Here is an 18,889-nt window from a genome sequence, read left to right as displayed (position 1 = left end):
GTCTCCAGATTGGTGCCGCGCCGTGGGTCCGGGGCGGCTTGTCGGTATTGCGCGGCTAGCATGGGGGCAAGCCGCGGCGACCGCAATCTGGTTCTCGTGAAGGATGCCTAATGCGTGGTGAAAGTTCAGGCCGCTTCGGCCAAGCGCACCTCCACCAGCAATTTCTTCAGCTCGGGCACGCACGAGCCGCAATTGCCGCCGGCCTTGACGCAGGCCGTGATCTCCGCCGGCGTCTTCAGGTCGTGCTGGCGCACCGCATCGCAGATGGTGTTGCGGCCCACGCCGAAGCACGAGCACACCGTCGGGCCGGTGTCGGCGCCTTTCTCCATCGGCTGTCCGAGCAGCAGGCCGATACGGACGGCGTCTTCCAGCCGCTCGCGTCCGAACAGGCCGGCGAGCCAGGCGCGCGACGGCAGCTCCGGCCGCGTCGATACATAGACGCAGGCCTCGAGCCGGTCGTCGACGACATGGCCAGCGTGGTAGACGCCCGCCGCGCGGTCCTCGTATTCAAGCCAGTCCGCGTCCGGATCGGACACGCCGAGCAGCGCGCGGGCCCAGGCGGTGCGGTCGGCGACGCTGTCGCGGCCAGCGAATTCATAGCGCTGGAACTGGCGGCCCTGCACCCGCGTCCAGTAGGTCAGCGCCTCGGCAGGCAGCGCACGGCGGCTCAGCATGAAGCCATGCCAGTGCACGCCGAACGGCTCCACCCGCACGGGCGTGTGCTTGAATTCGGGCTCGCCGGAAACGGGATCGACCACCGGATTGACCAGCGCGCCGACGCGCGCGTCCGAGCTGAACTGGCCGTTCCAGTGGATCGGCACGAACACGCTGCCGCGGGGAATGCCGCCGCCGTGGCGCACCCGTGCCACCATCGCGCCCCAGCGCGTGCTGACGCGCGCGAGCTTGCCTTCGCCGACGCCGCACAGCAGCGCGTCCTGCGGGTGCATGTCGACAAAGGGCTCGGGCAGGTGGTCGGCCAGCTTGGCCGACTTGCCGGTGCGCGTCATGGTGTGCCACTGGTCGCGTACGCGGCCGGTGTTCAGGATCAGCGGGAAGTCATCATCGGGCGCGTGGGCGGGCGCGCGCGGTGGCGTGGCGACAAAGCGGGCGCGGCCGTCGGCGTGGGCGTAGCGGCCATCGCCGAACAATCGTCGGGAATCCCGGCGACCGTGCGCGGGCACGGGCCACTGCACCGGTTCCATGCCGTCGTAGCGCGCCTGGTCGAGGCCGGCCAGCCCGCCGATATCGAACGCGCGCGGCGCGGCATCGTTGCGCCATGCGCTCAGGCGCGCGTGTTCGTCGAAGATCTGGTGCGGCCCGGCATAGTCGAAGCCGCTGAAGCCCATGCGGCGCGCCACCTCGCACAGGATGGCCCAGTCGGCGCGCGCTTCGCCCGGCGCGGGCAGGAAGGCGCGCTGGCGCGAAATGCGCCGCTCCGAGTTGGTGACGGTGCCATCCTTCTCGCCCCAGCCGAGCGCGGGCAGCAGCACGTGCGCGGCGGCGTTGGTGTCGGTGTGCTCGATGATGTCGCTCGCGACCACCAGTTCGCACCGGGCCAGCGCGCGGCGCACCTGGTCGGCGTCGGGCAGGCTCACCACCGGGTTGGTGGCGATCACCCAGACTGCCTTGACGCGGCCGGCTTCGATGGCCTCGAACAATTCCACCGCCTTCAGGCCCGGACGGTCTGCCATCACCGGCGATTGCCAGAAGTCCTGCACGACCTCGCGATGCAGCGGGTTGGCCAGTTCCATGTGCGCGGCCAGCATATTGGCCAGGCCGCCGACCTCGCGCCCGCCCATCGCGTTGGGCTGGCCGGTCAGCGAGAACGGGCCCATGCCGGCCTGACCGATACGGCCGGTCAGCAGGTGGCAGTTGATGATGCTGTTGACCTTGTCGGTGCCTGCCGACGACTGGTTGACGCCCTGCGAAAAGGCCGTCACGGTCTTCCCGGTTTGCGCGAACAGCTGGTAGAAGGCCAGCACGTCCTGCACATCGAGCTTGCAGGCGCGGGCTACGGCGGCGGGATCGGCGCAGCTGGCGTCGGCGGCCTGAAGGGCTTCATCCAGCCCGGCAGTGCTTGCCGCGACGAAGGCGGGGTTGGCGTGTCCCTCGCGCGCGAGATAGCTCAGCAGTCCGTTGAACAGCCACACGTCGGTGCCCGGGCGCAGGGCCAGGTGGAGGTCGGCCAGCTCGCAGGTGGCAGTGCGGCGCGGATCGATCGCGACGATCTTCATCTCGGGCCGCGCTTCCTTGGCTTTGGACAGGCGCTGGAACAGGATCGGGTGACACCACGCGGTGTTCGAACCCACCAGCACCACCAGGTCGGCGAGTTCCAGGTCTTCATAGTTGCCCGGCACCAGGTCTTCGCCGAAGGCGCGCTTGTGCCCGGCCACGGCCGACGACATGCACAGCCGCGAGTTGGTGTCGATATTGGCGCTGCCGATGAAGCCCTTCATCAGCTTGTTGGCGACGTAGTAATCCTCGGTCAGCAACTGGCCCGAGACATAGAGCGCGACCGAATCCGGGCCGTGGCGACGCACGATATCGGCGAAGCCCTGGGCCACGGTGTCGAGCGCGCGGTCCCACGACACCTGCTGCAGCGCGCCGTCGCTGCCGCGCAGTTTCGGATGGAGCAGGCGGCCTTCCAGGTCCACGGTTTCGCCCAGCGCAGAACCCTTGACGCACAGCCGACCCTGATTGGACGGATGCTGCGCGTCGCCCGCGATCTCGACCTGGCCGTCGGCGCGCACGCTAGCGCGCACGCCGCAGCCGACGCCGCAGTACGGGCAGGTGGTGGCGGTGGTCGTGGCCAGGGCTGCCGGGGTTGCCGAAATCACTGCGACCGGGATATCAGACAGGTTCACGCGTTCTCCGTACGGGGGGCGTTCTAAAGCTTTGCGGGAATACCTACGCGGCCAGCGCTTCGCACTGCGCCTTGCCGAACAGCAGGCGCTGGCGCAGCGCCGCCACCGGCGTGCGTTGCTGGATCAGGTCGAAATACCAGGCGCCGTCCTGCACGTCGCCGTACAGCACGGCGCCGACCAGGCGCCCGTCCTGCAGCACCAGGCGCTTGTAGACGCCGCGGCGCGCGTCGCGCAGCACCAGGTCCTCACTGTCTTCGCCGCCGATGAAGTCGCCGGCGGAGTACAGGTCGACGCCGGTGACTTTCAGCTTGGTGGCGGTGGCCTGCTGCACATAGCGGCGGTGCCCGGCGCCGGCCAGGTGCGCGGCGCATACGCGTGCCTGGTCCCAGATCGGCGCCACCAGGCCGAAGGTGGCCTGGCGATGCTGCACGCACTCGCCCACGGCGTAGATGCGCGGGTCATAGGTCTGCAAGGTGTCGTCGACGACGATGGCGCGCTCGCAGTGCAGGCCGGCCCCGGCGGCCAGTTCGATATTGGGGCGCACGCCGACGGTCATCACCACCAGGTCGGCGGGGATCTCGCTGCCGTCCTGGAAGCGCACGCCGGTGACGCGGTCGGTGCCGAGGATCCCGGCGGTTTGCGCGCTCAGCAGGAAGCGCAGACCCTTGCGCTCCAGCGCGCTCTTGAGCAGCGTGGCGGCGGGCTTGTCGAGCTGGCGCTCCATCAGGCAGTCGGCCAGGTGCACCACGGTCACGTCCATGCCCTGGCGCAGCAGGCCATTGGCCGCCTCCAGCCCGAGCAGGCCGCCGCCGATCACCACCGCGTGGCGGTGGTTGCGGGCGGCGTCGAGCATGGTCTGCACATCCTGGATGTCGCGGAAGGCGATCACGCCGTCGAGCTGGTGGCCGGGCACCGGGATGATGAACGGCTTGGAACCGGTGGCCAGCAGCAGGCGGTCGTAGCGTACCTCGCGCCCCGAGGCCGAACGCACGATGCGACGCGGCCGGTCGATGGCCACCACCGGGTCGCCGGCGAGCAGTTCGATGCCATGCTCGGCGTACCACTCGCGCGTGTTCAGCATGATGTCCGCCACCGTCTTTTCGCCGGCCAGCACCGGCGACAGCAGGATGCGGTTGTAGTTGCCGTGCGGCTCGGCGCCAAACACGGTGATGTCGTACAGGTCCGGCGCCAGCCGCAGCAGTTCCTCGACAGTGCGCATGCCGGCCATGCCGTTGCCGACGACGACCAGGCGCGGGCGGGCTTGGGGGTTGGCGGAAGGCATCATGCCGGCATCTCCGTTGGCGGGGCGATTGGAACAGGGGAGCATCGGGGGCGCTGGGCGTCAGGCGGCGAGTTCTTCCTCGGCCTCGCGCACGGCCGCGCAAGCAGCGATCCACACCTTGCCGTCATAGACGCGCGCGGCGTAGGCGTTGACTGATTGCTCGGGCGCCTCCAGGCATTCGCCGGTGCGCAGGTCGAAGTGGTGCTTGTAGATCGGCGAAGCCACCACCAGGCGCTCGCCCAGGTTGCCGACCAGGCCGCGCGACAGCACCGCGGCCTGGGCGTTGGGATCGAAATTGTCGATGGCGTAGACTTCGTCGCCGCGGCCGATGCGGAATACGGCGACCTGCTTGTCATCGACCAGGGCGCACACACCAGTATTGGGCACGATATCGCGGACGGTGCAGATGGCGGTCCAGGTTTCGGGATGGTGGGGATGGCTCATCACGTTCTCCTTGTTTGCGGGCACGGTCAGGCTGCTTTCGCGGGCATGGACACCACGGGAATGTGGCTCAGCCGGGAGCGTTGCAAGTTCCGTTCCTCCGGCGTGGCCGGGCGGATCTGGCCGCGCTCTTCGATAAAGACCAGGTTGTCGTCGCGGCGTTCGCTGTTGACGAAGTGGCGGAAGCGCTTGCGCGTCTCGGGGTCGGTCACGGCCTTCTTCCACTCGTCTTCATAGGTATCGACCACGTGCTGCATCTCGGCCTCGAGTTCGGCGGCGAGGCCCAGCTTGTCCTCCAGCACCACCGCCTTCAGGTAGTCCAGGCCGCCTTCGAGGTTGTCGCGCCACACGCTGGTACGCTGCAGGCGGTCGGCGGTGCGCACGTAGAACATCAGGAAGCGGTCGATGTAGCGCACCAGCGTGTCGTGGTCGAGGTCGCTCGCCAGCAGTTCGGCATGGCGCGGCTTCATGCCGCCGTTGCCGCATACGTACAGGTTCCAGCCCTTGTCGGTAGCGATCACGCCCACGTCCTTGCCCTGCGCCTCGGCGCATTCGCGGGTGCAGCCGGACACGCCGAACTTGATCTTGTGCGGCGCGCGCAGGCCCTTGTAGCGGTTTTCCAGTTCGATCGCGAGGCCGACCGAATCGCCCACGCCATAACGGCACCAGGTCGAGCCCACGCACGACTTCACCGTGCGCAGCGCCTTGCCGTAGGCATGCCCCGACTCAAAGCCGGCGGCAATCAGCTCTTCCCAGATATAGGGCAGTTCTTCGGCGCGCGCACCAAACAGGTCCACGCGCTGGCCCCCGGTGATCTTGGTGTAGAGGCCGTACTTCTTGGCGACCTGGCCCACGGCGATCAGCCCTTCGGGCGTGACTTCGCCACCCGGCATGCGCGGCACCACCGAATAAGTACCGTCCTTCTGGATGTTGGCCAGGTAGTAGTCGTTGGAATCCTGCAGGCTGGCGTGCTCTTCCTTGAGCACGAACTCGTTCCAGCACGAGGCCAGGATGCTGCCCACGGTGGGCTTGCAGATGTCGCAGCCCAGGCCCTTGCCGTGCGCATGCAGCAGTGCGTCGAAGGTCTTGTGCTGGCCAACGCGCACCAGGTGATACAGCTCCTGGCGCGAGTACGGGAAATGCTCGCAGAGATGGTTGTTGACCGCCATGCCCTGCTTCTTCATCTCGGCCTTCATGATCTGCGTCACCAGCGGCACGCAGCCGCCGCAGGCGGTGCCGGCCTTGGTGCAGCTCTTGAGCGCGCCGATGCTGGTCGAGCCGTCGCAGACGGCCGCGCAGATCTCGCCCTTGGACACGTTGTTGCACGAGCAGATCTGCGCGGTGTCGGGCAGGGCGTCGGCGCCCAGCGCCGGGCGGCCCTTGCCGCTGCTGTCGGGCAGGATCAGGAACTCGGGCGACTCGGGCAGCTCGATCTTGTTCAGCATCATCTGCAGCAGCGTGCCGTATTCGCTGGCATCACCGATCAGCACGCCGCCCAGCAGGTACTTGCCGCAGTCGGACACCACCAGCTTCTTGTAGACCTCCTTGCGGTCGTCGCAGAACTGGTAGAAGCGCGCGCCCGGCACGGTGCCGTGCGGGTCGCCGATGCTGGCCACGTCCACTCCCATCAGCTTGAGCTTGGTGCTCATGTCGGCGCCGCTGAACTCGGCCGCTTCGCCCTGCAGATGGCGCGCGGCAACGCGGGCCATGTCGTAGCCCGGCGCCACCAGGCCGTAGATCTTGCCTTGCCACAGCGCGCATTCGCCGATGGCATAGATGTCGGGGTCCGAGGTGCGGCAGTGGTTGTCCACCGCGATGCCGCCGCGCTCGCCCACCGCCAGGCCGCTGGCGCGCGCCAGTTCGTCACGCGGGCGGATGCCGGCGGAGAACACGATCATGTCGGTGTCGAGATGGGTGCCGTCGGCAAACACCATGCGGTGGGTGCCGGTTTCGCCGTCGATGATTTCAACGGTGTTCTTGCCGGTATGCGCGGTCACGCCCAGGCCTGCGATCTTCTGGCGCAGCATGCGGCCGCCGCCTTCGTCGACCTGCACCGCCATCAGCCGCGGCGCAAACTCCACCACGTGGGTGTCGAGGTTCATGTCGCGCAGCGCCTTGGCGCACTCGAGACCGAGCAGGCCGCCGCCCACCACCACGCCGGTCTTCGAGCGCGCGCCGCACTCGCGCATCGCCTCCAGGTCTTCGATGGTGCGGTAGACGAAGCAGTCCTTGCGCTCCTTGCCCGGCACCGGCGGCACGAAGGGATAGGAGCCGGTGGCCAGGATCAGCTTGTCGTAGGCGAGGGTCTCGCCGGTGGAGACCTTGACCGTGCGCGCGGCGCGGTCGATTTCCACGGCGCGCGCGTTCAGGCGCAGCAGCATGTTGTTGTGCTGCTCGAAGAAACCCGCGGGCACCAGCGACAGGTCTTCGGCCGACTTGCCGGCGAAGAACTCGGACAGGTGCACGCGATCGTAGGCGGGACGCGGTTCTTCGCACAGCACGGTCACTTCGACGTTCTGCGCGCCGGCTTGCGCCAGGCATTCGAGGAACTTGTGACCCACCATGCCGTGGCCGACGATGATCAGTTTCATGATGCTTTCCTTGTCCGGTAGTCAGTCTGTGCTGCTTGTTGTGCTGTGGGGCGATGCTGCGAAATCAGCTGGCCAGGGCGCTGTCGTACAGTGCCTGCTCGCGTGCCTTGTGCTCGGCGCTGAAGCGGATGGCGATGGCGCACAGCGCGGCGATGGTGGCCAGCACGCCCAGCACCATCAGCGTCTGCTGCACGTTGCCCAGGCCCTTGAGCAGGAAGCCCGCGGCGACGGCGCCGACATTGCCGCCCGCGCCGATGATCCCGGCCACGCCGCCGAGCGCCTTGCGGTCGATGAACGGCACCAGGGCGTAGGTCGCGCCGCAGGCCATGTGGGTGAACAGGCCGAACAGCAGCATCGCCACCACCGCCAGCGCCACGCTGCCGGCCTGCGCGAACCACAGCAGGCCCAGCCCTTCGCCCAAGATCAGCACGAACAGCAGCGAGGCGCGCGCATCCAGGCCGCGGCGGCGCGCCGCCTTGTCCGACAGCCAGCCGCCCAGCGCACGGGCAAACAGCGCCAGCAGGCCGAAGCTGGCCGCGGCCAGGCCGGCGGCCTTCAGGCTCAGGCCAAAGCGGTCGACGTAGTACATCGCGGCGATGTTGTGGATGAAGATCTCCACGCCGAAGCAGGCGCCATAGGTGATGAACAGCAGCCACACGCGATAGTTGGCGCTGGCGGCGCGGAAGCTGGCCCAGCCGCCGCCCTTGCCACCATCCTTGCCGCTGATTTCGATGCCACGGGCGCGCAGGTCCGAGTAGTTGCCTTCCGGGCAGTCCTGCGTGAAGCGGTAGTACACGACGGCCATGATCAGCATCAGCACGCCCGGCAGCAGCAGTGCGATGCGCCAGCCGAGGGCTTGTTCCGCACCCATCATCAGCACCGCGGCCAGCACCAGCGGCATCAGCGCCTGCGCGGCGCCGCCGCCGGCATTGCCCCAGCCGGCCGAGGCTGCGTTGGCGGTGCCGACCACGTTGGGCGCGAACATCACCGAGGTGTGGTACTGCGTGATCACGAAGCTCGCGCCGACCGCGCCGATCAGCAGCCGGAACACCAGGAAGGTCTCGTAGTTCTGCGCCAGCGCCACGCCCAGTACCGGCAGCGCGCCCAGCGCCAGCAGCCCGGTGTAGGTCTTGCGCGGGCCAAAGCGGTCGCACATCGGGCCGATCACCAGGCGCACCAGGATCGTCACCGCCACCGCAGCGATATTGATGTTGGCAATCTGGCCGGCGCTCAGGCCGAACTCGCCCTTGAGCACCGGCATCAGCGGCGCGCAGGCAAACCACGCGAAGAAACACACGAAGAACGCCATCCAGGTCAGGTGGAAGGCGCGCATCTGCGGAGTGCTCAAGCTCAGCAGCTCGATGCGGGTGGCTTTGCCGGTCATCGTCACTTGCTCCAAGAAAACAAATGGCGTCCCGCAAACCGGCGGTTAAGCCGATTCAGGGGACGCCGTTGTCCTGACAGCCACTACATGGAATAGGGACTGTGTCTGTGGGGGTGGGCCGGTCGCCGTTGACGGGCCCGGACGCTATTACGCAAGGGGTGTGCCAACCCCGCGAGTGACGAGCAAGGGAGGCTAAGGGGCGGCTAAGCGCGGGTAAGGGCACGCGGCCGCTGGCGCGGCGGGCACCCATGCGCTGTGGTGGGGCGGGTGAGCGGCGCGCGGCACGCTCATGGTGCAATGCAGCGGACTACGGTGGTGCGGGGGTATCGCGTGCTGTAGTGGCTAGTTGCCGGAACCGGGCGAGCGGGAAGCGGCCAGGGGGATGATCTGCATGTCGCGCGGCGACACCTCCGCGCCATCCTCGTCGACCAGCGCCGCGCGCACCCGCTTGCCGTTTGCGCGGGAGCGGATCTCGACCGGGCCGCCGGCCGGGGCCAGGTGGCAGTCGCCCCATTGCATCAGGCCGACCAGCACCGGCAGCAGTTCCACCGCGGCGCGGGTGGGGCGGTACTCGAAGCGTTCGCGTTCGCCCGGCTCGCGGTAACCGACCTTGCGCAGCAGGCCGGCATCGGTCAGCGTCTTTAGCCGTGCCGACAGTACCGCGGGCGAGCATTCCAGCCGGCGCAGGAAGTCATCGAAGCGCGTCACGCCGTGGAAAACGTCGCGCAGGATCAGGATTGTCCACTTTTCGCCGATGAGCGACAGCGTGGAGGCAATCGAGCAGCGACGGAGATCGGACGCAGTAGGGGGCATGATGTCGGGAAGCATAGCATGCTGACTTCATTTGAAAAAGTCAGGTTATCTCCTATACTCTGGCTACAAATTATGAATCCAGAGGTGGACGGGATGAATCTCCAGGGCTTCACAGGCGAAGGCGGGTCGGAACGCTGGACGGTAGGACGCGGCGTGCAGGTGACGCTGCGCCGCACCCGGGCGCACGATGTGGCGGCGCTGCGCGCGATGGTCGATGCGCTGTCGCGGGAGAGCCGTTACTTCCGCTTCCTGACCGGCGGGCGGGTGGTTGACGAGATCGTCGCCAGCCTCGCCGCACCGGGGGATGGTGGCGCGGCGCTGGTCGTGGTGGCCCCGGATGAAGATGGCAGGCAGGCCATCGTTGCCAGCGCCGAATATGTGGTGTCCGGCCAGATTGGCGAGTTCGCCGTGGTGGTGGCCGATGCCTGGCAGGGGCAGGGGCTGGGCCGGCGCCTGATCGCCAGGCTGTGCGAGCTGGCGCGCGCGGCGGGCCTGCACGGCCTGCGCGGCGACGTGCTCAGCGAGAACCGGCGCATGCTGGCCATCCTGCGGGAGCTGGGCTTTGCCAGCCACCGCAATCCGCAGGACAGCTACCTGCATGAAGTCACCATGGCGCTGTCTCAGCCGGCGCGCGGCCCGCAGCGCCTGCCGGCGGACTGGTTCAGCGCGCGCTGAACTGCCGCGCGCCCGGCACCTCAGCCGGTTTCGCGCTTGCCGCGCGAGGTCATGGTGCAGCCGACCGAGGCGGTGATGATGCTGGCGATCGCCAGCCACTGCACCGTGCTCAGCTGTTCATGCAGGAACACCAGCCCGGCGAGCGCGCCCATGGCCGGCTCCATGCTCAGCAGGATGCCGAAGGTGCGCCGGTGCAGGCGCTTGAGCGCGACCATTTCCAGCGAATAGGGAATCGCGCTGGACAGGATGCCGACCGCCAGCCCGAACAGCAGCAGCGTCGGGCTGAACATGGCGGTGCCGGCATGCGCCAGCCCGAACGGCAGCACCACCAGGGCGGCCATGGTCAGCCCCAGCGAGGTCGCCTGCCCGCCGTGGGCGTTGCCGGCCATCTGCCCGAACACGATATACAGTGCCCAACCCACGCCCGCGGCCAGCGCGAAGCCGATGCCGACCGGATCCAGCGTGCCGGCGGCATCGCCCACCGGCAGCAACAGCAGCAGCCCGGTGACCGCAAAGCCAATCCACAGGAAATCGATCGCGCGCCGCGACGACAGCACCGCCACCGCCAGCGGCCCGGTGAACTCGATCGCGATCGCCAGCCCCAGCGGAATGGTCCGCAGCGACATGTAGAACAGCAGGTTGGTGGCGCCCAGCGCCGCGCCATACAGCGCGATCGCGCGGGCGTTGGCCCGCGTCAGCGGCATGCGCCACGGACGCCAGACGCACAGCAGGATCAGCGCGGAAAAACTCACACGCAGCGCCGTGGTGCCCTGCGCGCCCAGCGCGGAGAACAGGCTCTTGGCAAACGAGGTGCCGATGCACAGCGAAGCCATCGAACCGGTCAGGGCCAGTACGGCGATCAGGGTCGAGCGGCGGTGGGCGGCGGCGTGCGGCAAGGTCGGGTCCTGTATGGGTGAGGTGGCGGCGCGAATGCAGCCGCATCATGCGGCAAGCGCGGCGCCGGCGCCATATACAGGTGTGCGCAGGGGGCTCAGTACAGTTGTGCGATACGCGCCATGGGGCGCGGTTCAGTGGTCCCGTGCGGCGGCCTTGCGCCGCTTGCCGGGCTTGGCGGCGCAATCCGGGCAGCGGCCCAGCAGCGTCAGTTCATGGTGCTCCACCACAAAGCCCGGCGGCGTGATCTCTTCCAGGTGTCCCGGGCACCCATCCAGTGGGAACACTCGGTCGCACGTCAGGCACTGGAAATAGTGGCGATGCGTCACGGCGCCGGACTCCTCGGCCAGCTCATACCGGTCCGCCTGGCCCGGCAATTCCACGGCGTGCACCTGCGCATCGTCGAGCAGCGCACGGAGATTGCGATAGACCGTGGCCAGGCCCAGCGATGGCACCTGGCGCTGGGCCGCGGCCAGGATCTCGGCCGGGCTCAGCGGCCGGCCGGCTTCGCGCAGCGCGTCGATCACGGCGCCGCGTTGACGGGTCATGCGTTCCATGCCTAGAATCTTAATGAGAATTCATTATCATTAATGAGAGTCGCCGCGGTTTGCCAGTCGGATGGCCGCCGCGGCGACTCGTTTTTTTCGGGGTGTTTCCTTATGCTGCCTGCGCAGCCCAGCCGTGCCCGGCACCGCGTGCCGTTTGCTTCCCTGCCCGCCGTGATACTGGCCGTCTCTGCCCTGGCCGAGGCGGCCGAAGCCGCCGATATCACGCTGCCGGCGGTGTCGGTCACCGGCACGGCCACCGCATCATACAACCCGCCCGACGCCTCGGGCGCGACCCGCACCGACACGCCGCTGCGCGAAATCCCGCAGTCGGTGCGCGTGGTGCCGCGCGCCATGCTCGACGACATCGCCGCGACCCGCTTCGACCAGACCTTCGACTATGTCAGCGGCGTGGCGCACCAGAACAACTTTGGCGGCCTGTGGGACAACTTTGCCATGCGCGGCTTCACCGGCAACGAGAACACCGGCGCCGGCTACCTGGTCAACGGTTTTGCCGCCAATCGCGGTTATACCGCGCCGCTGGACGCGGCCACCATCGACCGCGTGGAAGTGCTCAAGGGCCCGACCTCGTCGCTGTATGGCAGCAGCGAACCCGGCGGCACCTTCAACGTGGTCACGCGCCAGCCGCAGTTCCGGCCCGCGCAGCGCTATGGCTTCGAGCTGGGCACGCGCGACGGCTACCGCGCCAGCGCCGATGTCACCGGTCCGCTGGGCGAAAACGTCGCCGGCCGGCTGATCGCGGTGGCCGACCACCAGGGCAGCACGCGCGACTTCATCCACAGCCAGCGCTACCTGGTCGCGCCATCGTTCACGTGGATGCTCGGCAACGACACCATCCTGCAGTACGCGGCGGAATTCCAGCGCTACACCACGCCGATGGACCGTGGCGTGGTGGCCATCAACGGCCAGTTGGGCCGCATCCCGCGCTCGCGCTTCCTGGGCGAACCGGACGACGGCAGCATGCGCCTGGACAGCCAGTCGCACCAGCTCAGCGTGGAGCACCAGTTTTCGCCGAACTGGAAGGGCAGGCTCGGCCTGTCGTACCGAGGCGGCGCGCTGGCGGGACATTCGAGCGAGGCCGCGTCGCTTGCCGCCGATGGCCGCACGCTATGGCGCCAGCACCGCTACCGCGATTTCCAGTCTGACGATGTTTCGCTGCAGGCCAGCGTGACCGGCAAATTCAGCACTGGCAGCGTGGGGCATGAACTGCTGCTGGGCGTGGACGCCTATCGCTTCGGCAACACCATGGCGATCCTGCGCAAGAATCCCAGCGCCGCGGCGCCGTACGCGATCGACATCTACCAGCCGGTCTATGGCCAGCCGGCGCCGTCGCTGGCGTGGAACATGGACACCTACGAGCGCCAGCACAATGTCGGCGCCTACGCGCAGGACCAGATCAGCCTGGGCGAGCGCTGGCGCGTGCTGGCCGGCGTACGCTTCGACAGCTTCAGCCAGGCGCTGGATGACCATCTGCGCGGCACCCGCACCACGCAGCACCACAACGCGGTGTCGCCGCGCGTGGGCGTGAGCTATCTGGCCAGCCACAACCTGTCACTGTTCGCCAATGCCAGCCAGTCGTTCCGCCCCAATGCCGGCACGGATGCCGCCGGCCAGCCATTCGACCCGGAGCACGGCCGGGCGCTGGAGGCCGGCCTCAAGCTCGACAGCGATGACCGCCGCACCGGCGCCACGCTGGCCGTGTTCGAGATCCGCAAGCGCAATGTGCTGGCCGCGGACCCGGCCGATCCGTCGTTCTATCTCGCCGCCGGTGAAGCGCGCAGCCGCGGCGTCGAGCTCGACCTGGCCGGGCAGCTTGGCGCGCACTGGCGCGTGTCGGGCAGCTTCGCGCTGACCGATGCCGAGATCACGCAGGACACCCGCCTGGCCGCCGGCACGCCGTTGTCCAATGTGCCGCGCACCAGCGCCAGCCTGCTGGCAATGTACGAAGACGCGGCGCCGGTGGGGCAGCGCTATGGCGCCGGCGCCGGCGTGCGCTATGTCGGCCGGCGCCCGGGCGACGTGCAGGACAGCTTCTCGCTGCCGGCCTACGTGCTGGTGGACCTGCATGGCTACTGGCAATACAGCCGCCAGGTGCGCGTGTCGCTCAATGTCGGCAACCTGTTCGACAAGACCTATTACGCCAGCTCGTACAGCAGCCTGTGGGTGGCGCCGGGCGCGGGCCGCAGCGTGCGGCTGGGCGTGCAGCTGAGCTACTGACGAGAGACCGATGATGCCGAGACCCCTGGCGCGGACCGCCGCGTCCCGCACCCTCCCGGCCGTGCGGTCGTTTGCTGCGCTGGCGCGGCCTGCCAGTGGCAGGCTGCTGTCCATCGACGCCATGCGCGGACTGGTGATGCTGATCATGCTGCTGGACCATGTGCGCGACATGTTCTTCCTGCACGTACCGGTCGCCGACCCGATGGATGTCGCCGCGACCTCGCCGGCGCTGTTTTTTTCGCGGCTGCTGGCCCACCTGTGCGCGCCGGTGTTTATCTGGCTGGCGGGCGTCTCGGCCTGGCTCTACGGCAACGCCGGGCATGAGCGGCGGGCGGTCAGCGGCTTCCTGTTCAGGCGTGGCCTGTTCCTGGTGCTGCTGGAGCTGACCCTGGTGGGCATTGCCTGGACGTGGCGGTTGCCGCCGCAGGTGATCTACCTGCAGGTGATCTGGGCCATCGGCCTGAGCATGATGGCGCTGGCGGCACTGGTGTGGCTGCCGCGCGCGGCGCTGGTCGCGCTAGGGATGGCACTGGTGGCGGGGCACAACCTGCTGAGCCCTTTGCACTTTCCGGCTGACAGTGCCTGGCACGTGCCCTGGGCGATCCTGCACGACCGCACCTGGCTCGAGGTGGCCGATGGCTTGCGGGTACGCACCTCGTATCCGGTGCTGCCGTGGATCGGCGTGATCGCGCTGGGCTATGCGGCGGGGCCATGGTTTGCCACGGCCATGCCTGTCCGGGCGCGGCAACTGCGGCTGGCCGGGTGCGGCCTGGCGGCGCTGGGCGGGTTTGCGTGGCTGCGCGCGCTCAACGGCTACGGCCAGGAACAGAAATGGCTGCCTGGCGCGGATGCCCTGCATACCGCGATGAGCTTTCTCAACGTCACCAAATACCCGCCGTCGCTGCTGTTCCTGCTGCTGACGCTAGGCACCGGCTGCCTGCTGCTGGTGTGGCTGGAGCGCGCGCAGGGCGGCCTGCTCGCGCGACGCCTGGCCGTGTTCGGCGCGGTACCGATGTTCTTCTACCTGCTGCACCTGTACGTGCTGCAGGGCCTGTACCAGCTTTGCGTGCACCGCTGGGGGCTGAACCAGGGACGCGTGTTCGGCTTCGACCAGGTCTGGCAGCTATGGCTGGTGGCTGCGGTGCTGGCGTTGGCGTTGTGGCCGGCGGTGCGCTGGTTCGCGGCGCTGAAGGCGATACGGCGGGACTGGCGCTGGCTGAAGTACTTCTGACCAGCGCCTGTATTCGCCGCACGCGGCCTCAGCGCTGGGCGGGTGCGGCCGCAGCCGGCTGCACCGTTGCCGGCGATGGTGCCGTGGAGGGCGCCGGCGCCTGCTGTGGCGCCACGGCCTGGGGCTGGGCGGGTGCGGGGGCCATCTGCGTCTGCGCCACGGCTTGAGGCTGCGCGACCGCCTGCGGCTGCGCAGTGGCCTGGGGCTGCGCGACTGCCTGAGGCTGCGCGGTAGCCTGCGGTCGCGCGACAGCTTGGGGCTGCGCTGCGACTTGCGGTTGCGCCACCGCCTGAGGCTGCGCGAGCGCCGGCGGCCGGGCCGTCGCCTGCGTTTGCGTCACCGCCTGCGGCCGCGCGGCGGGCGCCGGGTTAGTCCCGCCGTTGGCGATTGGCGCGGCCTCGGTCACCTCGCGCCAACCGCCTCCAAGCGCCTTGTACAGCGACACGCGGCTGGTCAGGCCGGCCAGCTTGTAGGTGATCAGCGCCTGCTGCGCGGTGTAGAGCTGGCGCTGCGCATCGAACACGCCGAAGTAGTCGTCCACGCCATTCTTGAAGCGCATCTCCGACAGCCGCCGGGTCTCGCCGCTTTCGCGCACCAGCGCTTCCTGCGCCTGCACCTGGCGCTCATAGGTGGCGCGTGCCGCCATGCTGTCGGCCACTTCGCGGAATGCGGTCTGGATGGTCTTCTCGTAATTGGCGACGTTGATGTCCTTGCGCACGTTGGCCGCATCGAGGCCGGCCCGGTTGCGGCCGGCGTCGAAGATCGGCACCGTCAGCTGCGGCGCGAATACCCACGCCATGCCGCCCGAGAACAAACCGGCCAGGCTGCTGCTGGCCACACCCAGCGCGCCGGTCAGCGAGATGCGCGGGAAGAAGGCCGCGCGCGCGGCACCGATATTGGCGTTGGCGGCCTTGAGCCGGTGCTCGGCGTCGAGGATATCGGGCCGGCGCACCAGCACGCTGGACGGCAAGCCTTCCGGGAACTCGCTTACCAGCATGCGCGCGTCGAGCGGATCCGGCGCGGGGGCATTCGGATTGGCGGGCGCGGCACCGGCATCGGTCACCGACTTGGGCAGCGGGCCGCCGATCAGCAGCGCCAGCGCGTTCTCGTCCTGCGCCACTTGGCGGGTGTATTGCTCCACGCCCACCTGGGCGGTCTGCACCTGGGTTTGCGCGCGATGCTGGTCCAGCTGTGCCATTGCGCCGACCTGGTGCCCGCGCCGGATCATCTCGGCCGCGTCCTGCTGGGTCTTGAGCGTGTCCTGCGACAGCCGCAGCAGTGCGCGGTCGGCGCGCAGCGTCAGGTAGGCGTTGGCCACCTCCGCCACCAGGCTGATCTGCGCGCTGCGCCGCGCCTCTTCGGTGGCCATGTATTCCTCCAGCGCGGCATGCTTGAGGCTGCGCACGCGGCCGAAGAAGTCCAGCTCGAACGCGGTCAGGCCGATGCCCGCGTTATACGTGGTGATCTGCGGCGACTGTCCCGCCGCCCGCAGCCGTTGCGGCAGCCGCTGCGACACCACGCCGGCGCTGCCCTCCACGGTGGGGAACTGCGCCGCGCGCTGGATCTGGTACAGCGCGCGGGCTTCGTCGATGGCCAGCGTGGCCATGCGCAGGTCGCGGTTGTTTGCCAGCGCCAGCTCGATCAGCTGGCGCAGTTGCGGATCGATGAAGACATCGCGCCAGCCGAGGTCGGCGGCTGAGGGACCGGGGCGCTGCACCGGCTGTCCCGGCTGCGCCGTGCCGTTGGCCGCCTTGGCCTGCGTGGTGCGGTAGGCCGCGCCGTCGGGCCATGCTGACGGGACCGGGGCTTCGGGGCGCTGGTATTGCGGCTCCAGCGTGCAGGCCGCAAGGGCCAGCACAAGGGCGCCCGGCAGCAGCAGGCGCGGCGGCGGCAGGTGGGTACGGCGGCGGGGGCGGGGCAGGCTTCGCATGTATCGTTCCGGAGAGAGAGAAGGAGAGCAGCAGGGGTCAGCCCATCAGCGCGCGCCGCATGAAGCGCGAGATCGCCAGCCTGGGCTGCCCCTGTCGGGCAATGTTGTGGGCGGGGTCGGTGAACAGCAGCCGGATCAGCGCGTGGCGCGCGGCCATGCTGGTATGCAGCGCGATGCCGAGTAGCTGGCCGTCGCGGCGCACTACGCGGCACGGGATCCAGCCGGTCTGTGCCAGCCACAGCGCGCCCTCGGCGCCGGGGCGCAAGGCCGGCGCCAGCGGCGTGGTCACCGCTACGCCGTTGCAGGACAGGTCTTTGGTGGTGACGCGGTACTCGCGCCCGTCGACGCGCAGCAGCGCCGCGGCATGGTGCGGAAAGCGCTCTTCCTTGCGCGGCCGCGGCAGTTCCACGCACACCAGCAATGAGGCCAGATACAGCATCAGCGCCACCCCGGTCCAGATCGTATTGAAGGCGAGTCCTTGCGCATCGGGGTCCACCATCAGCGCGCGGCCGAGCCCGAGCGCGGAGAACCCTAGCAAGCCCGCGTATAGCGCCGCAAACTTGCCGTGGATCACCAGCTTGGACCGGTCCAGCCCCTTGTTGGTCACCTTGAACGGCCGTCCGAACGGCTTGAACATGGCGCTGACCAGCGAGGCCGTCACAGCCAGCGCCGCGACGATCTGCGTGACCTCGGTAAAGATTGGCAGCGCGCGTTGCCCGGTGATCCAGATGCTGTACGCCCAGTACGCCACCAGCGCGGGCAGGCCGTAGGCCAGGAACTGCAGCGGCTCGCCGTAGAGCGTGGAGACGCCGAAGTACCAGTACAGCAGCGGCCCCGCCAGCAGCATCAGCGTGAACGGCCGCGACAGCCAGTGCAGCAGCCCGTGCACATAGTGCAGGCGCTGCATGCCGGTGTAGCCGCGCCCGCGCAGCGGCCCGTCGGCGGTCAGCGCCACCTGGATCGTGCCCAGTCCCCAGCGGCTGCGCTGGCTGATGTATTCGGGCAAGCCCTCGGCGGACAGGCCCACGCTCAGGCGCTCGTTGAGCCAGCGCGTGATATAGCCGTGCGGCAGCAGCCGGTAGGTCAGGTGGATGTCCTCGGTCACGGTGCCGGTGGGGAAGCCGCCGATCAACTCGATCAGGTCGCGCCGCACCACGAACGAGGTGCCGATGCAGAACGCCGCGCCCCAGGCATCCTTGGCTGGCTGCATCACGTCGAAGAACGCGCGCTGCTCGTCGACCCAGCATTCGGTGGCGCGCAGGTTGTACTGGATCGGATCGGCGTTGTAGTAGAACTGGGGCGTCTGCACCACGCCCACGCGCGGGTCGCTGAACAGGCCCACGGTGCGCAGCAGGATGTTGCGGTGGGGCGCGAAATCCGCGTCCAGCACCAGGATGTAGGGCGCGCCGCCGGCGGCGGCGCTGTGGCGCAGGCCGTTGTTCAGGTTGCCCGCCTTGGCGTGGGCGTTGTCCGGGCGCGTCACGTAATGCGCGCCGACGCGCTCGCAGAACTCGCGCAGCCAGTCGCGGCGGGTGTCGTCCAGCACCCAGACGCGGAAATCCGGATAGTCGATCGCCAGCGCGGAGACGATGGTCTTTTCCAGGATCTCGAGCCCCTCGTTGTAGGTGGCGATGAATATGTCCACCGGCGGCACCTGCTGCGCGCGGCGCAGCGCGGCTTCGCCCGCGTCAGCAGCGGGGGTGTGATTGCTGGTGCGGGCCAGCACCACGATCGACAGCAGCGTATAGGCCAGCGTGATGCATTCGAACGCAAAGAACAGATGGGCCCAGACGCTGGCGAAGGTCATCTGCCAGTCGGGCAGGGTTTCGCGCAAGCGCCAGGTCAGGTACACGCCGAGCAGCAGCGCGGTGACGCCGCCGAACAGGATGCGGTCCGCCGCACGGTCGTGCCGGCACAGCAGCGACAGCAGCACGACTGCCATCAGCACGCCGCCGTTGATGACCAGCAGCGTCTGGTTTTCCAGGAAGAGGGCGAACATCG

13 protein-coding genes are annotated in these 18,889 nt (G+C 68.8%); 3 read left to right on the top strand and 10 right to left on the bottom strand.

Features of this window, described 5'->3' with window-relative positions:
- Positions 1–125: 125 nt before the first annotated feature.
- The 6 genes from ACOCMH_RS11615 to ACOCMH_RS11590 all read right to left on the bottom strand — a co-directional run bounded on the left by ACOCMH_RS11615 (position 126) and on the right by ACOCMH_RS11590 (position 9,390).
- Positions 126–2,864, bottom strand: coding sequence for a molybdopterin-dependent oxidoreductase (locus ACOCMH_RS11615; protein WP_427307113.1), 2,739 nt, complete (start codon positions 2,862–2,864; stop codon positions 126–128).
- Between the two features lie 43 nt (positions 2,865–2,907).
- A complete protein-coding gene (locus ACOCMH_RS11610) occupies positions 2,908–4,149 on the bottom strand; it encodes an NAD(P)/FAD-dependent oxidoreductase (protein ID WP_427307112.1) in 1,242 nt (413 codons plus the stop codon).
- A 57-nt stretch (positions 4,150–4,206) separates the two neighbouring features.
- The gene (gene nirD / locus ACOCMH_RS11605) at positions 4,207–4,590 is read right to left on the bottom strand and encodes a nitrite reductase small subunit NirD (protein ID WP_427307111.1); all 384 of its coding nucleotides are present in this window, start codon (positions 4,588–4,590) and stop codon (positions 4,207–4,209) included.
- Between the two features lie 26 nt (positions 4,591–4,616).
- On the bottom strand, positions 4,617–7,178 hold the full coding sequence (nirB, locus tag ACOCMH_RS11600) for a nitrite reductase large subunit NirB (RefSeq protein WP_427307110.1): 2,562 nt from the start codon (positions 7,176–7,178) through the stop codon (positions 4,617–4,619).
- Between the two features lie 64 nt (positions 7,179–7,242).
- Complete coding sequence (locus ACOCMH_RS11595) at positions 7,243–8,562, bottom strand: MFS transporter (RefSeq protein ID WP_427307109.1); 1,320 nt, start codon at positions 8,560–8,562, stop codon at positions 7,243–7,245.
- 342 nt (positions 8,563–8,904) lie between these two features.
- Positions 8,905–9,390 (bottom strand): winged helix-turn-helix transcriptional regulator, encoded by a 486-nt coding sequence (locus tag ACOCMH_RS11590; RefSeq protein WP_427307108.1) that lies wholly within the window; start codon positions 9,388–9,390, stop codon positions 8,905–8,907.
- A gap of 78 nt (positions 9,391–9,468) precedes the next feature.
- Here ACOCMH_RS11590 and ACOCMH_RS11585 point away from each other — a divergent pair, with 78 nt between their 5' ends.
- Positions 9,469–10,050, top strand: a complete 582-nt coding sequence (locus ACOCMH_RS11585) for an N-acetyltransferase family protein (RefSeq protein WP_427307107.1) — start codon at positions 9,469–9,471, stop codon at positions 10,048–10,050.
- A gap of 20 nt (positions 10,051–10,070) precedes the next feature.
- On the opposite strand, the gene ACOCMH_RS11580 is transcribed toward ACOCMH_RS11585, so the two are convergent.
- Together ACOCMH_RS11580 and ACOCMH_RS11575 are read right to left on the bottom strand one after the other, a co-directional pair.
- Positions 10,071–10,946: an EamA family transporter gene (locus ACOCMH_RS11580; RefSeq protein WP_427307106.1), complete on the bottom strand. Its 876-nt coding sequence runs from the start codon at positions 10,944–10,946 to the stop codon at positions 10,071–10,073.
- Between the two features lie 132 nt (positions 10,947–11,078).
- The gene (locus ACOCMH_RS11575; RefSeq protein ID WP_427307105.1) at positions 11,079–11,501 is read right to left on the bottom strand and encodes a Fur family transcriptional regulator; all 423 of its coding nucleotides are present in this window, start codon (positions 11,499–11,501) and stop codon (positions 11,079–11,081) included.
- A 102-nt stretch (positions 11,502–11,603) separates the two neighbouring features.
- Between ACOCMH_RS11575 and ACOCMH_RS11570 the strand changes: the two genes are divergently transcribed.
- Both ACOCMH_RS11570 and ACOCMH_RS11565 read left to right on the top strand, forming a co-directional pair.
- Positions 11,604–13,727: a TonB-dependent siderophore receptor gene (locus ACOCMH_RS11570; RefSeq protein ID WP_427307104.1), complete on the top strand. Its 2,124-nt coding sequence runs from the start codon at positions 11,604–11,606 to the stop codon at positions 13,725–13,727.
- A gap of 10 nt (positions 13,728–13,737) precedes the next feature.
- On the top strand, positions 13,738–14,958 hold the full coding sequence (locus ACOCMH_RS11565) for a DUF1624 domain-containing protein (RefSeq protein ID WP_427307103.1): 1,221 nt from the start codon (positions 13,738–13,740) through the stop codon (positions 14,956–14,958).
- Between the two features lie 28 nt (positions 14,959–14,986).
- On the opposite strand, the gene ACOCMH_RS11560 is transcribed toward ACOCMH_RS11565, so the two are convergent.
- Together ACOCMH_RS11560 and ACOCMH_RS11555 are read right to left on the bottom strand one after the other, a co-directional pair.
- The gene (locus tag ACOCMH_RS11560) at positions 14,987–16,888 is read right to left on the bottom strand and encodes an efflux transporter outer membrane subunit (protein WP_427307102.1); all 1,902 of its coding nucleotides are present in this window, start codon (positions 16,886–16,888) and stop codon (positions 14,987–14,989) included.
- A gap of 37 nt (positions 16,889–16,925) precedes the next feature.
- A complete protein-coding gene (locus ACOCMH_RS11555) occupies positions 16,926–18,887 on the bottom strand; it encodes a glycosyltransferase (RefSeq protein ID WP_427307101.1) in 1,962 nt (653 codons plus the stop codon).
- Positions 18,888–18,889 lie beyond the last annotated feature (2 nt).

Source organism: Cupriavidus sp. H39, from assembly GCF_050271075.1.
Classification (GTDB): Bacteria; Pseudomonadota; Gammaproteobacteria; order Burkholderiales; family Burkholderiaceae; genus Cupriavidus; species Cupriavidus necator_B.
Note: the sequence above shows the minus strand (reverse complement) of the source record. Positions and strands in the feature narration are given on the sequence as shown.